This is a genomic window from Fulvivirga marina (genome assembly GCF_016775155.1).
Lineage (GTDB): Bacteria > Bacteroidota > Bacteroidia > Cytophagales > Cyclobacteriaceae > Fulvivirga > Fulvivirga marina.
Genome location: NZ_JAEUGD010000042.1, coordinates 644,117 through 659,546 on the forward strand (window position 1 = coordinate 644,117; position 15,430 = coordinate 659,546).

Genomic DNA, 15,430 nt, shown 5'->3' on the forward strand with positions numbered 1-15,430 from the left:
CTTCAGTTTCAATGGGTGAATCATTTATTATTATCGTAGCGGCCGTAGCCGTTTTTATTTTCGTCCTTTTAATAGGGCTTTTTAAGCGCTACAAGCGATGTCCTTCCGATAGAATACTGGTTGTTTATGGTAAGGTAGGTAAAGGTGGCGATGATCTGGGGCGTTCCGCCAAGTGTATCCATGGTGGGGCGGCATTTATCTGGCCTATTATTCAGGATTACGAGTTTTTGGACTTGACCCCAAGTTCTATTGAGGTTAATTTGACCAATGCGCTAAGTAGGCAAAATATTCGGGTTGATGTACCCTCAAGATTCACCGTAGGTATTTCTACTGAAGAGGGGGTTATGAATAATGCTGCTGAGCGACTCTTAGGACTTACCCAGCAAAATATACATGACCTGGCCAAAGATATCATATTCGGTCAATTGAGGCTCGTAGTGGCCACAATGGATATAGAAGAAATTAACAGCAACAGGGATAAATTCCTGGCTAACGTGGCGTCCAACGTTGAAGCTGAATTGAAAAAGATCGGCTTGAAGTTGATTAACGTTAACGTAACAGATATAAAGGATGAGTCCGGTTACATTGAGGCGTTAGGTAAAGAAGCTGCTGCAAAAGCTATAAATGATGCACGTAAAAGTGTAGCGGAAAAGACCAGAGATGGTATGATTGGTGAGGCCAATGCCGTGCAGGAGCAAAGGGTTAAAGTTGCTGATGCAGATGCAGGAGCCGTGGAGGGTGAAAACCTAGCCAAAATTAAAGTGGCTCAATCGGATGCTTCGAGGAGAGAGAAGGAAGCAGAGGCACAGAAAATAGCCATAGCTGCTGAAAAAGTTCAGGCGGCGAAGGCACTAGAAGAGGCGTACGCCGCAGAGCAGGAAGCTGAAAATGCAAGGGCCACAAGAGACAAAGCTTCGCAAACCGCTGATATTGTAGTGCCTGCCGAGATTGATAAACAGAAGGTGGAAATAGCCGCAGAGGCAGAAGCTGAGATGATAAGGAGAAAAGCAAAGGGTGAGGCTGATGCTATTTTATTTAAAAAACAAGCAGAGGCGCAAGGTCTCTATGAAGTACTTACTAAGCAGGCTCAAGGTCTGGAGCAAATAGTGAAGGCAGCAGGAGATAATTCTAAGGATGCTGTGTTGTTGTTGGTTGCAGACAAGCTGCCTGAACTCGTAAGAATGCAAACTGAAGCCATCAAGAATATCAAGATTGATAAAATCACTGTATGGGAAAATGGTAGTGAAAAGGATGGTAAAACATCAACGGCGAATTTCATATCAGGAATGTATAAATCAGTTCCTCCGTTACAGGAGATGTTCAATATGGCTGGTATGGAGCTTCCTGAATATCTCAAGGGAAAATCATCTGGAGAAATTCAGCAAATGGCAGAAGAAGTAAAGGGAAAGCAGGTTGCAAAAACTCCTGATAAACCCAAAACACCACCTGAAGAAAAAGGTAAAAAGGAGTAGACCCAATACGGGGAATTCTTATGCCCGGAGTTTCAAAGAAGCTTCGGGCATTTTTCTGCCAGGCTCGAATACAGCCACCCTCAGTTCTGTCATCACAACAAGGACAGCGGGAAGTTGTCCCTTTATTCTGCAGAAGCGTACCGGTTAGCTATTCGGATTGAGCTTGTTTCCCATAATAGAAACTTGCTTCTTCATTCGTGCTTCTTTCATGGCAATAAACTGTGCTTTATTTACCAACAACCCTACAGTAAAAGTGTCTGACACTACCCAAAAGCAAGGTCATCAAGCCGCTTTCCTTTGCTTTTTTAATATGACCTGAGCCTTCTCACTAATGACCTCCGCTACCGAACGCTTTTGTATCTTACATTCGAGCCAAGCAATAATGTCAAAATAAATAAAAGCCCTTTTTTCATAAGGATTACTTTGTAATGGGAGAAGCTGTTTTCTCAGTTTCTTAAACTCAGGTATAAGCTTGTCTTCGGTAAATCTATAGCTGAGCTTTTTCAGAAACTTGAGAATATATTTTTGGAAATCATACATATCGTCCTTTTTGAGTAGGAAGCGATAGGTCGATCTGATGTAGTAGTCTATTACATCTACATTGCCAAGTTCGTAATGGCTAATCAGGTTTAGTATTCTGGCAAACGAGTGAATGTCTTCTCTGATATCTACCTTGTCAGAATTGATTATCCGATTCAGCCATGAGATGGCATCGCTGTAGTTGGAGTTTCCAAAATAAAGACAGGCAATTTTATAGTACATGATCATGGTGGAGTGGTTGTCCAGTTGAGTGATGAACTGCTCCAGACCCGGTTTGATCTTGGTGAGTAGCGAAACCCCAAGGTCAAAATCACCCAGCATAAAAAAACGATTGAACTCATGTACATAAGAATATTTTAACAACTTCAACCGGATGTTTTCGTTGATCACGTTTTTGGGAAATTGTCTGATCTCTCGTAATTGTCTGCTGGTTTCTACAAACTCATAATATTTGTAGATTTTATATTGCGCAATCATCAGGTTGTTGATAGCGCTCAAGTACATATCTACTTTGGATATTCTGATCTCCTTGTGCTTGTCAAAAAGGGCTACCCATTTTTTAGCAAACTTATAACCGTTCTCAAAATCCTGGATGAAAAAGTAATAGTTTACAAAAAGACTGTACAGGTTGAGTTTTTCGTTCAGTGAAAGCTCCTCTTCATTGAAGCTGGGCATGCTGATACTGAACATATTCACTATTTTCTCATAATCAGACTTGTTTCTGATAAAGCCTATTTTATAATATAATGAGTTTAGCTTTACTGACAGGTTAGTAAATGAATTGATATTGTTGATCCGGTTGTTTGTGTCCTGCACTTCTTCAATGATCCGGTTTACCCGGTTTTGGTTACCCGGTCCAACCGTTTGGGTAAGTACATTCTTTTCCCATTTTAGTATCTCCAGCTGTAGTTCAAGGTTATCAATCTTATGGGCTTGCTTTTTAGCCTTTTTCAAAACTGTAGCACACTGATCATACAAACTCCTGTTAAATAAAATCTGTGCATGATCAATCATTTCCCTGATCTGAATGTCCAGAACTGTGGATTGGTTATATTGTCTGATACCCTGTAATATCTTTTTATAAAGATGGGCTTTAAGGTTTGAAAGCTGTTTTGGATTAATAGAAGGGTCCTTTTTTAATAATGCCTCTTCATCAAAGTGCCCCTGAGTATCTATCAGATCAAAGAGTCTGATATACTTTTTGTCATGGCCGCTTTCTTCAGCGCTTACAAAGAGTCTGAAATAGCGTTTCTCACTTTTCTTTAGGGACTTTATCAGGTGGAACAAGGCGTCAGACTTCTTCTTTGACATCGTAATTATAAGGTAAATAATATTAGCCCAATTTAGGTAATATTATTGTTTTATGCTAAAAGTATTCTTTTAGAAACTGTAATTAATCGATTTTTAGGTATTTACAGCGGCTGTTATTCCCCATACATTTGATCTAATAAAGTTGATTATAATGAGAAGAAATAGCCTATGAGTAACCGCATTCAAATTTTCGATACTACCCTAAGGGATGGAGAGCAAGTGCCAGGGTGTGGATTGTCTAAGAAAGAGAAGATAATTATAGCGAAAGCACTGGAAGAGCTGGGGGTAGATATCATAGAAGCCGGTTTCCCTATTTCCAGTCCTGGGGATTTTGAGGCTGTCAAAGCTGTGTCAAAAGAGGTTGGAGATGTTACGGTATGCGCTTTGTCACGAGCAGTAGAGAAAGATATAGAGTGTGCAGCAGAAGCACTTAAATACGCAAAAAGGCCAAGAATACATACAGGGATCGGTACGTCGGATCAACATGTATTTACAAAAATACGAACGACCAGAGAAGATATACTTGAGCGTGCTAAAGGATGTGTGCGCTACGCTAGAAAGTTTGTTGGCGATGTAGAGTTTTATGCCGAAGATGCTGGGCGTACCGATAATGAGTTTTTGGCTCAGGTTGTAGAAGCTGTAATTAAAGAAGGAGCAACCGTGGTCAATATTCCTGATACCACTGGTTATTGTTTGCCTGAAGAATATGGTAAGAAGATCAAATATTTGATTGATAATGTTAAAGGAATAGAAAATGCAATAATATCTACCCACTGTCATAATGACCTTGGACTTTCTACTGCTAATAGTATTGAAGCGATCAAAAACGGAGCTCGTCAAATAGAGTGTACTATTAACGGAATCGGGGAAAGAGCAGGGAATACTTCACTTGAAGAGGTAGTTATGATCCTGAAAAAGCATCACTGGCTCAATTTTGAAACCGGTATCAATACACGTCAGATCTATCCGATCAGCCAACTCGTATCAACTACTATGAACATGCCTGTACAGCCCAACAAAGCTATTGTTGGTAGCAATGCATTTGCTCACTCTTCTGGTATTCACCAGGATGGTGTGATCAAAAACAGGGATAACTATGAAATTATCGATCCCGAGGAGGTTGGTGTAAATGAGTCTTCAATCATTTTAACGGCAAGAAGTGGCAGAGCTGCATTGAATTTCCGAATTGGCAAATTAGGTGTGCAGTTGAGCAAAGATCAATTGGAGCATGTGTACCAGAGGTTTTTGCAGGTAGCAGACAGGGTTACAGTTGTCAATGATGCAGAGCTTAAAAACCTCGTCAGTAAATACCTTATCACCAACGTTAATTTTTAAAAAGAGAGTTTCTTATGGCGGGTAAAACATTATTCGATAAGATATGGGATAAACATGTGGTTCATCAAGTAGAAAATGGACCGCAAGCTTTATATATAGACCGTCACTTTATTCACGAAGTGACGAGTCCACAGGCATTTAATGGGTTAAAGGCGCGGGGCATTGGTGTGTTCAGACCAGAAAAGACCATAGCTACTGCTGATCATAATGTGCCTACAGAAAATCAGCATTTGCCAATTAAAGATCAGCTTTCAAGGCACCAGGTAAATACCCTGGTTGAAAACTGTAAAGAGTTTGGAGTTGAGTTATATGGTCTGGGGCATCCTTACCAGGGTATTGTACATGTAATTGGCCCGGAGTTAGGAATCACACAGCCAGGGATGACAATCGTATGTGGTGACAGTCATACTTCTACTCATGGAGCATTCGGAAGCATTGCCTTTGGTATTGGTACTAGTGAAGTAGAGCAGGTGTTTGCCACACAGTGCATTCTTCAGAAGAAGCCTATGAAGATGAAGATACAGGTAGATGGTAAGCTCAAAAAGGGTGTGTTATCAAAGGATATTATACTACACATTATTTCGATGCTAACTACCAGTGGTTGTACTGGGTATTTTGTGGAGTTTATGGGAACAACTATACAGGAATTATCCATGGAAGCTCGCATGACAATCTGCAACATGAGCATAGAAATGGGGGCACGAGGAGGAATGATAGCTCCGGATGAGACCACTTTTAGCTATTTGAAAGGTAGAGAGTTTGCTCCTAAAGGGGACGTTTGGGAGAAAAAGCTTGAATACTGGAAGACCTTAAAAACAGATGAAGATGCTGTTTTTGATAAAGAGTTTTATTTCAATGCCGATGATATTGATCCTATGATCACCTATGGTACCAATCCAGCTATGGGCATTAGCATAACAGGAAATATACCTGCTACATCAAATGGGAGTACTGATCCTAACCTGAAAAAGGCCTTGCAATACATGGACCTGCAAGGAGGTGCTCAATTATTGGGTAAAAAGATAGACTACGTTTTTATTGGTAGCTGTACCAATTCCAGAATAGAGGACCTTAGGCTGGTAGCTGAGTTGGTAAAAGGAAAGAAAAAAGCTGACCACGTACATGCCATGATCATACCAGGGTCACGTCAGGTTGAATTGCAGGCTCGGTCTGAAGGATTGGATAAAATATTGGAAGGTGCAGGCTTTGAGTTAAGGCAGCCAGGCTGTTCCGCTTGTCTTGGAATGAATGAAGACAAAGTTCCTAAAGGGATGTACTGTGTTTCAACCTCTAACAGAAACTTTGAAGGGCGGCAAGGGCCGGGAGCGCGCACTATGCTCGCCAGCCCATTAACGGCAGCAGCAGCTGCTATTAATGGCTATATAACAGATGTAAGAGAGATGATTGATAAATAAAAGCATGGAAAAATTTACAACCCTGACATCAACTTGTGTTCCAGTGCCATTGCAGGATGTGGATACAGATCAGATAATTCCAGCCAGATTCTTAAAGGCAACTACCCGAGAGGGGTTTGGTGACAATCTTTTTTGTGATTGGAGATACAAGGAGGATGGTCAGCTCAATGAAGAGTTTGTGTTGAACGATAAAAAATATAAGGGAGAAATTTTGGTAGCAGGGAAGAATTTTGGCTGTGGATCCAGCCGTGAGCATGCTGCATGGGCCATCTATGACTATGGTTTTAAAGTAGTTGTATCTAGTTTTTTTGCAGATATTTTTAAGAATAATGCATTAAATAATGGCTTGCTTCCTGTACAAGTTACAGATGTTTTTCTGGATCAGGTTTTCGCAACCATTGAGAATGACCCTGAAGCAAAGATTAGAATCAGTCTGCAAGATCAGGAAATAAGCGTTGTTGGATCCAACCTCGTGGAGAACTTCGAGATTAACCCATATAAGAAGCTTTGCCTTCAAAAAGGGTATGATGATATAGATTTCCTTTTGAGCAAAATTGATGAGATCGAAAAGTATGAATTGATGGAGAAGGATTAATGACAGTTGAGACGGTCCTGGGGGAGCTTTTGGTTTGATTTTTCAGGACTGTTTCTTTAACCATGTAAAATATAATATGAAAAAACATATAGCAGTATTATCTGGAGATGGTATAGGCCCGGAAGTAACGGCCCAGGCATTAAAGGTGCTAAAAGCAGTTGGAGAAGTTTATGGCCATGAGTTTGCTTACAAAGAAGCTCTAGTAGGTGCCTGTGCTATTGATGCCACAGGTAACCCGTTTCCGGAAGAGACAGAGCAAGTGTGTCAGCAAGCTGATGCTATTCTTTTTGGAGCTATTGGTCACCCAAAATATGATAACGATCCCAAAGCTAAAGTCAGACCAGAGCAGGGGTTATTAGCTATGAGAAAGAAGCTGGGCCTGTTTTCCAATGTCCGCCCGGTTAAGAGTTATAAAGCACTGTTACCCATTTCCCCACTTAAAGAGGAAATTATAGATGGTACTGACTTTGTTGTTTTTCGTGAGTTGACCGGTGGTATTTATTTTGGGCAGCCTAGAGGTCGTTCTGAGGATGGTAAAAATGCTTTTGATACCTGTGCATACTCAACAGATGAAATTACCAGGGTTTCCAGGTTAGCATTTGAAGCTGCGCAGAATAGAAGAAAGAAAGTGACACTAGTGGATAAAGCCAACGTATTGGCTACTTCCAGGCTATGGAGAGAAACAGTTAAAGAACTGGTGTCAGAATACCCTGATGTAGAACTGGATTTTATGTTCGTTGATAATGCGGCCATGAAAATCATTCAGAACCCGCGTGATTTTGATGTAGTGCTCACTGAAAATATGTTTGGAGATATCATTACTGATGAAGCTTCTGTTATTTCAGGGTCTCTTGGTATGCTGCCTTCAGCATCCATTGGCTTGAACCAGAGTTTATATGAGCCAATTCATGGATCATATCCTCAGGCAGCAGGAAAGAATATTGCTAACCCCTTTGGAGCCATACTTTCAGCAGCTATGCTTCTCGAGTATTCATTTGGGATGATAGAGGAGAGCAAGGCTATCAATGATGCTGTGATGCAGGCCATGGATGAAGGTTTTGTTACTGAAGATATCAATAAAGATCAAGCTAAGGGAACCGAGGAAGTAGGTGATCACGTGACAGAATATATCAAGCAATTGACCACAGTTTAAATATAGGGCTATGAAAAAAAATAATAAATGCAGTTGCGCTTTCAGGAATTTTTTGCCTAGCTTTATTTCAAGAAATAAAAATGAAGAACCAGAATACCATCATATCACTAGTCATTATTAGCGTCATTATTATGATAGCGACAGGGGACTGGTGAACATAGGTATATCTAAAAATATGTAAAGCGCCATCCCCTACGGATGGCGCTTTTTTTATGTCCAATTTTTAATAAACAACTTCTAAAGCCATGTATTACAACGACGACACCATAGTTTTCCACGACGGAAAATGGCTAAAAGCCGGAGAGGCTAAAGCGAGTTTGTACGACCAGACCTTACATTACGGAAATGGAGTATTTGAAGGAATACGCTCGTACAAAAATGTAAACGGATGTAACATTTTCAAAGCGAAGGAGCACTACGACAGGTTACAGTACTCCGCTGAAAAAATGCACGTCAACCTGTCATACTCAACAGAAGAGCTGATTAACATTACTTACGAGCTTCTGGATAGAAATAACCTGCGCGATGCTTATATCCGTCCGGTAGTCTACTCTGGTCCATACATGGGGTTAACTCCTGCAGAAGAAACGCACGTGTTTATTGCTGCTTGGGAATGGGCTAAATATTTGGGTACTAATCCGCTGCACGTCATGGTGTCTTCGTATCAGCGGCCTAACCCGAAATCATGCCACGTTGAGGCTAAAGTTGTCGGACATTACACAAATTCTATTCTTGCTACCACCGAGGCCAAGCGTCTGGGGTATGATGAGGGCTTATTGCTAGACATGCATGGGAATGTTGCAGAAGGCTCGGGTGCCAACTTCTTTTTTGAAAAAGAGGGTACACTTTACACTCCGCCAGCAGGAAATATTTTACCGGGAATAACCCGCTCAACAGTGATAGAACTTGCCCGCGAACTAGACATCAGGGTAGTGGAGAAGCATTTCACTGTAGATGAAGTGTATGGTGCAGATAACGCCTTCTTTACGGGCACGGCCGTTGAGATAGCACCAATCGCTTCGCTTAATGGAGAAAAATTTAAAGGTAATTGGGAAGATTCTGCCGGACATAATATCTACCTCATGTACAGGCAGAAAGTAAAGTTTAATGAATATCAGGGATTGACAATCGTTTAAATAATGCAAAAAGTATTAAATAAATATAGCCAAAAAGTAACTCAGGATCCTACACAGCCGGCTGCACAGGCCATGCTACACGCCATTGGTCTTACTGATGAGGATCTTAAAAAACCTCAGGTAGGTATAGTAAGTACAGGGTTCGAAGGGAACCCTTGCAATATGCACCTGAATGATTTGGCAAAGGTAGTGAAGAAAGGAACCATCAGTAACGAACTGATTGGGCTGATCTTCAACACTATTGGAGTTAGTGATGGTATTTCTATGGGCACACCTGGCATGCGATATAGCTTGCCATCAAGAGATATTATTGCTGACTCCATTGAAACTGTGGTTAACGCCCAGTCATATGATGGGTTGGTAGCCGTGGTTGGATGTGATAAAAATATGCCTGGTGCCATGATGGCCATGGGGCGTTTAAACCGTCCGGCGATATTGATTTATGGGGGGACCATAGCACCTGGGTGTTACCGCGACAAAAAGCTTGACGTAGTTTCTGCATTTGAAGCTTTGGGGCAAAAAATGGCAGGCTCAATTTCTCAGGAGGATTTTCAGGGAATAGTATCTCATGCCTGCCCCGGCCCTGGCGCATGTGGTGGTATGTACACTGCCAACACCATGGCCTCTGCAATAGAGGCTCTAGGATTGAGTCTTCCATTCAGCTCATCTAATCCTGCACAAAGTCCCGAAAAGGAAAATGAGTGTGTGTTGGCAGGAGAAGCCATTAAGTATTTGATATATAATGATATCAAGCCAAGAGATATCGTTACAGCGAAGTCATTTGAAAATGCGGTAGCACTGATAACCGTGCTGGGTGGCTCAACAAATGCTGTACTACACCTGCTGGCTATTGCTAAAGCTTTTGAAGTACCGCTTACCCTTTCAGATTTTCAAAAGGTGAGTGAAAGAACACCTCTGTTGGCAGATCTTAAGCCAAGTGGTAAATATCTCATGGAGGACCTGCACCGGGAAGGGGGAGTGCCCGCCGTAATGAAAATGATGCTGGACGAAGGCCTGCTTCATGGGGATTGTTTGACTATTACCGGTAAGTCAATCAAAGAAAACCTTGAAGCTGTAAATGGTTTGAGTGACAGTCAGCCAATCATTAGTCCGGTTGATAAACCGATTAAGGAAACTGGGCACATCAGAATATTAAAAGGTAATCTAGCCCCAGAAGGAGCTGTAGCAAAGATCACTGGTAAAGAGGGAGAGGTGTTTGAAGGGACAGCCCGGGTTTTTGAGGGCGAATTTGATGCCAATGATGGGCTGGCGGCAGGCAAAGTAAAATCGGGTGATGTAGTTGTGATCCGATATGAAGGACCTAAGGGGGGGCCCGGTATGCCTGAAATGTTGAAACCGACCTCGTCTATCATGGGAGCAGGGTTAGGTAAAGAAGTGGCATTGATCACCGATGGTAGGTTTTCGGGAGGAACCCATGGGTTTGTAGTGGGACATATAACCCCTGAGGCCCAGGAAGGAGGACCGCTTGCCATCGTAAAAGATGGTGATGTGATCCGTATTGATGCCAAAAATGACACCATTGATTTACTCATTGATGAGGCTGAGATGAAAGACAGATTCAGTAAATGGGTAGCACCGCCACTTAAGAAAACAAGTGGAGTACTGTATAAATATGCTAAGAATGTTTCATCCGCATCGCAGGGATGCATAACTGATCAATAAATTATGGAGACACTAACCAAAACAGTTGGAGCTGAATTAAAAATGACACAGACAATGACCGGTGCTGAAGCCGTCATTCAATCGCTTCTTGCAGAAGATGTCGATACTGTCTTTGGTTATCCCGGAGGGGCCATCATGCCCATTTACGATGCACTATTTGATTATCAGCATTTTATTAATCATGTATTGGTACGTCATGAACAGGGGGCAACACATGCAGCACAGGGCTTTGCCCGTGTAAGTGGTAAGGTTGGAGTATGTTTTGCCACTTCAGGGCCGGGGGCCACCAACCTCATTACCGGACTGGCAGATGCTATGATTGATTCCAACCCATTGGTGTGTATAACGGGGCAAGTGGCATCACATCTTTTAGGAACTGATGCTTTTCAGGAGACTGATGTACTTGGTGTTTCAATGGCAGTTACCAAATGGAACTGCCAGGTGACAAAAGCTGAAGATATTCCCGGAGCGATAGCCAAAGCTTTTTATATCGCTCGTTCAGGAAGGCCAGGCCCGGTATTGATAGATATTACAAAGGATGCTCAATTTGGACAGCTTGAGTTCAATTATGAACCCTGTGGAATAATCAGGAGTTATGTTCCAAAACAAAAGCTGGATATTGAAAAGGCCAGAGAGGCAGCAGAACTGATCAATAATGCCAAAAAACCTTTCCTTCTCGTAGGCCAGGGGGTAATACTGTCACAGGCTGAACAGGTAGTGTTAAATCTTGTTGAAAAAGCGGATATACCGTTTGCCTGGACGCTAATGGGACTTTCTGCAATGCCTACCGACCATGAATTAAATATGGGTATGCTCGGTATGCACGGCAACTATGCACCAAATATAAAAACCAATGAGTGTGATGTGTTGATTGCTGTGGGTATGCGATTTGACGATCGTGTTACCGGCGATGTTTCCAAATATGCCAGGCAGGCGAAGGTTATCCATATCGAAATAGATCCGGCTGAAATCGATAAGATTATTCCTGCTGATGTACCGTTGTTGGCAGATGCAAAAGAAGCAGTATCAATTCTTAGTGAATTGGTGCTCCCTAATAAGCATGCAGACTGGGTGGATAGCTTCCGCGAAATGGCTGCTATTGAAGAAGAAAAAATAATCACGAAAGACTTATTCCCTCAAAAAGAAGGGATGACCATGGGAGAGGTGGTTAGAAATGTATCCCAAAAGTTGGATGGAGATGGGGTGCTGGTTACGGACGTTGGTCAGCATCAGATGGCAGCTTCCAGGTACTTTCAGTTCAAAAGAACACGCAGCAATGTTACATCAGGGGGTCTTGGCACTATGGGGTTTGCTTTGCCGGCCGCTCTGGGTGCGAAGCTAGGGTGTCCGGAAAGGGATGTGGTAGCTGTTATAGGAGATGGAGGGTTCCAAATGACATTACAGGAGCTTGCAACCATTTACCAAACCAAAGCTGCTGTCAAAATCCTTGTTCTCAACAACAATTTCCTAGGTATGGTACGGCAGTGGCAACAGCTGTTTTTTGATAAGAGATACTCTTTTACAGAAATGGTCAACCCTGATTTCGTCAAGGTCAGTGAGGCTTATGGGATACCTGCCCTTAAAGTAGAGGGCAGAGAAAATCTTGACGAAGGCCTCAAAACCATGCTCGAAACAGAGGGACCTTTCCTGCTGGAAGTTATGGTGGAGAAAGAAGATAACGTATTTCCAATGGTTCCTACCGGAGCTTCAGTTTCAGACATAAGATTAGAGTAAGCATGATACGAAAATATACCATAAGCATATTTACAGAGAATTTTTTCGGCCTTCTCAATAGAGTAACTATCATATTCACCAGGAGAAGGATCAATATCGAAAGCCTGACGGTCTCAGAATCAGAGATCAAAGGAGTACACCGGTATACACTGGTGATAAAATCTGAAGAAGAGAGAGTCAAGAAACTGGTAAAACAGATTGAGAAGTTAGTAGATGTGCTTAAGGCCTTCTACTATATCAATGAGGAAACCGTTTTTCAGGAAATAGCCCTTTACAAAGTGTCTACTCACGCACTAAAAGAGGGTAGAAATTTTGAGCGGCTGATCAGAGAACATCATGCACGAATGTTGACAGTGGAGTCTGAGTTCGTGGTTATTGAAAAGACCGGACATAAGGAGGAAACACAGGAACTGCTGAGAGAACTGCAGCCCTTTGGAGTGCTCGAGTTTGCAAGGTCAGGTAGAGTGGCGGTTTCAAAGCCCATGAAAAAGCTTTCATCTTACCTCAAAGAGATGGAAGAAGAACAACTAGTAAGTGCATAATGCCTTACAACATCATTTAAAAAGAATAATTAATAACAATAACCCTAATTAAGCTATGGCTAAAATTAATTTCGGCGGAGTAATCGAAGAAGTAGTTACCAGGAATGAATTTCCTTTGGAAAAAGCACGGGAGGTGCTAAAAGATGAAACGGTAGCCGTGATCGGATATGGAGTACAAGGTCCAGGACAAGCATTGAACTTAAGAGATAATGGTATCAATGTGATTGTAGGGCAGAGAAAAGACTCTAAAACCTGGGATAAAGCTGTTGCCGATGGTTGGGAGCCAGGTAAAACGCTTTTTGAAATAGAAGAAGCTTGTGAAAGAGGTACTGTGATTCAATATCTACTTTCTGATGCGGGGCAAATTACTCTATGGCCAACCGTAAAGAAGTATTTGACACCGGGTAAGGCACTATATTTCTCTCATGGCTTCGGAATCACTTATAAAGAAAGAACAGGAATAGTTCCCCCTGAAGATGTAGATGTAATCCTTATTGCACCAAAAGGTTCAGGTACCTCGCTGAGAAGAATGTTCCTGGAAGGGCGTGGACTTAACTCTAGTTATGCAATATTTCAGGATGCTACTGGTAAAGCTAAAGACCGTGTTGTTGCACTTGGTATAGCTGTAGGTTCGGGCTACCTTTTTGAGACTACTTTTAAAAGAGAGGTTTATAGTGACCTTACTGGCGAAAGAGGTTCTTTGATGGGAGCTATCCAGGGTATTTTTGCAGCTCAGTATGAAGTTTTGAGAGCCAATGGTCATACACCATCTGAAGCTTTCAATGAAACTGTTGAGGAATTGACTCAATCATTGATGCCACTTGTTGCGGAAAATGGTATGGATTGGATGTACGCCAATTGCTCTACTACCGCGCAGAGAGGTGCTCTGGATTGGTGGAAGAAGTTTAGAGATGCTTCTAAGCCTGTATTTGAAGAGCTGTATACTGAGGTGGCCAAAGGAAATGAGGCTCAAAAATCAATAGACAGCAATAGCAAAGCGGATTATCGTGAAAAGCTCGAAGAGGAATTGAAAGAGCTGAGAGAATCTGAGATCTGGCAAGCTGGAGCTGAGGTAAGGAAGCTACGTCCGGAGAGTGCATAAACGACTCCCTGGAAATTAAAATTTCATCAAAAGTCCTTCAATTAAAGAGTTAAGGGCTTTTGATAATTTTAGTAGAACTTCACGATGTGTAGAAAAGTGAGAGAGATAAATTATTAATGAAATGCCTCGGACAAAAGTCAACAGAATATCGATAGACAATATACTCGCAGCAGCGGAAAATCTTAAAGGTGTAGCGATAAGAACCCCTCTGATGCCCAATCTTCATTTATCAGAGCGCTATAATGCCAAGATTCAACTTAAAAGAGAAGATCTTCAGGTGGTGCGGTCTTATAAAATTCGTGGGGCATATAATATGATCCAGAGCCTGAATGATGAGCAACTAAAAAATGGTGTGGCATGTGCCAGTGCAGGTAACCACGCACAGGGAGTAGCTTTGGCTTGTAGCCTGAAAAAGATCAAGGGCACAATTTTTATGCCTTCACCAACGCCAAGTCAAAAAGTAAATCAGGTGAAGATGTTTGGTAAGAAGTATATTGATGTAGTACTTACAGGAGACACATTTGACGATGCTTTCCATGAGGCTATTGCTTTTTGTGAAAAGGGCGATGTGGCTTTTATTCCGCCGTTTGATGATGAAAGGATCATCGAAGGGCAGGCCACAGTAGGCAAAGAGATACTTGAAGATAGTACTGAATCTGTTGATTACCTTATTTTGCCCATTGGAGGTGGTGGATTAGCATCCGGGCTGGCCAGCTACTTTAAGGTACTATCCCCATCTACCAAAATCATTGGTGTGGAACCTGAGGGAGCTCCTGCAATGAAGAATTCCATAGAAAAGGGGGAGCTAGTAACACTGGATAATATTGACAAGTTTGTGGATGGCGCGGCAGTAAAAAGAGTGGGAGATATAACTTTTGATATCTGTAAAGACCTGCTTGATGAAGTAATAACGGTGCCTGAAGGTTTAGTTTGCGGGGAGATATTGAGGCTGTATAATGAGCAGGCAATAGTGGTTGAGCCTGCCGGAGCCTTGTCCATAACTGCGTTGAACGTTTTGAAAGATAAAATTAAAGGAAAAAATGTGACCTGCGTTGTCAGTGGTAGTAACAATGATATTACTCGAACTATGGAAATCAAGGAACGTTCTTTACTATACGAAGGGCTAAAGCATTATTTTATAGTTAACTTCCCACAGAGAGCGGGAGCGTTAAGAGAATTTCTAACCGAAGTACTGGGTAAGAATGATGATATTACTCATTTTGAATACTCCAAAAAGAATAGCAGGGAAAGAGGACCGGCATTGATAGGTATTGAATTGCAAAACAGGTTAGATCTCAAGCCATTAATGTCGAGGATGGAAGTGAAGAGGTTTAAATATGAGTATATTAATGATCAGCCCCAGCTATTTCATTATTTAATTTAAAATCCCTAAGTTGAATTTTAATAGAAAA

Annotated in this window: 12 protein-coding genes; 11 read left to right on the top strand and 1 reads right to left on the bottom strand. The window is 41.8% G+C overall.

Annotated elements, in window-relative coordinates; translation table 11 throughout:
* The first annotated feature begins 11 nt into the window (after window positions 1-11).
* Complete coding sequence (locus tag JMN32_RS13435) at window positions 12-1,472, top strand: flotillin family protein (protein ID WP_202856833.1); 1,461 nt, start codon at window positions 12-14, stop codon at window positions 1,470-1,472.
* 282 nt (window positions 1,473-1,754) lie between these two features.
* Here the strand turns inward: JMN32_RS13435 and JMN32_RS13440 are convergent, their stop codons facing one another.
* On the bottom strand, window positions 1,755-3,323 hold the full coding sequence (locus tag JMN32_RS13440) for a hypothetical protein (protein WP_202856834.1): 1,569 nt from the start codon (window positions 3,321-3,323) through the stop codon (window positions 1,755-1,757).
* 168 nt (window positions 3,324-3,491) lie between these two features.
* Between JMN32_RS13440 and JMN32_RS13445 the strand changes: the two genes are divergently transcribed.
* The 10 genes from JMN32_RS13445 to ilvA all read left to right on the top strand — a co-directional run bounded on the left by JMN32_RS13445 (window position 3,492) and on the right by ilvA (window position 15,402).
* The gene (locus JMN32_RS13445; RefSeq protein ID WP_202856835.1) at window positions 3,492-4,658 is read left to right on the top strand and encodes a 2-isopropylmalate synthase; all 1,167 of its coding nucleotides are present in this window, start codon (window positions 3,492-3,494) and stop codon (window positions 4,656-4,658) included.
* A 14-nt stretch (window positions 4,659-4,672) separates the two neighbouring features.
* The gene (leuC, locus tag JMN32_RS13450) at window positions 4,673-6,073 is read left to right on the top strand and encodes a 3-isopropylmalate dehydratase large subunit (protein WP_202856836.1); all 1,401 of its coding nucleotides are present in this window, start codon (window positions 4,673-4,675) and stop codon (window positions 6,071-6,073) included.
* Window positions 6,074-6,077: 4 nt separating this feature from the next.
* Window positions 6,078-6,668, top strand: a complete 591-nt coding sequence (leuD, locus tag JMN32_RS13455) for a 3-isopropylmalate dehydratase small subunit (RefSeq protein WP_202856837.1) — start codon at window positions 6,078-6,080, stop codon at window positions 6,666-6,668.
* Between the two features lie 76 nt (window positions 6,669-6,744).
* Window positions 6,745-7,821, top strand: a complete 1,077-nt coding sequence (leuB, locus tag JMN32_RS13460; protein ID WP_202856838.1) for a 3-isopropylmalate dehydrogenase — start codon at window positions 6,745-6,747, stop codon at window positions 7,819-7,821.
* A gap of 245 nt (window positions 7,822-8,066) precedes the next feature.
* A complete protein-coding gene (locus tag JMN32_RS13465; RefSeq protein WP_202856839.1) occupies window positions 8,067-8,957 on the top strand; it encodes a branched-chain amino acid transaminase in 891 nt (296 codons plus the stop codon).
* 3 nt (window positions 8,958-8,960) lie between these two features.
* Complete coding sequence (gene ilvD, locus JMN32_RS13470) at window positions 8,961-10,640, top strand: dihydroxy-acid dehydratase (protein ID WP_202856840.1); 1,680 nt, start codon at window positions 8,961-8,963, stop codon at window positions 10,638-10,640.
* A gap of 3 nt (window positions 10,641-10,643) precedes the next feature.
* Window positions 10,644-12,374, top strand: a complete 1,731-nt coding sequence (gene ilvB / locus JMN32_RS13475) for a biosynthetic-type acetolactate synthase large subunit (RefSeq protein WP_238354455.1) — start codon at window positions 10,644-10,646, stop codon at window positions 12,372-12,374.
* 2 nt (window positions 12,375-12,376) lie between these two features.
* Complete coding sequence (ilvN, locus tag JMN32_RS13480; RefSeq protein WP_202856841.1) at window positions 12,377-12,916, top strand: acetolactate synthase small subunit; 540 nt, start codon at window positions 12,377-12,379, stop codon at window positions 12,914-12,916.
* A gap of 55 nt (window positions 12,917-12,971) precedes the next feature.
* Window positions 12,972-14,018: a ketol-acid reductoisomerase gene (gene ilvC, locus JMN32_RS13485; protein ID WP_202856842.1), complete on the top strand. Its 1,047-nt coding sequence runs from the start codon at window positions 12,972-12,974 to the stop codon at window positions 14,016-14,018.
* Between the two features lie 121 nt (window positions 14,019-14,139).
* Window positions 14,140-15,402, top strand: a complete 1,263-nt coding sequence (ilvA, locus tag JMN32_RS13490; protein WP_202856843.1) for a threonine ammonia-lyase IlvA — start codon at window positions 14,140-14,142, stop codon at window positions 15,400-15,402.
* Window positions 15,403-15,430: the final 28 nt, after the last annotated feature.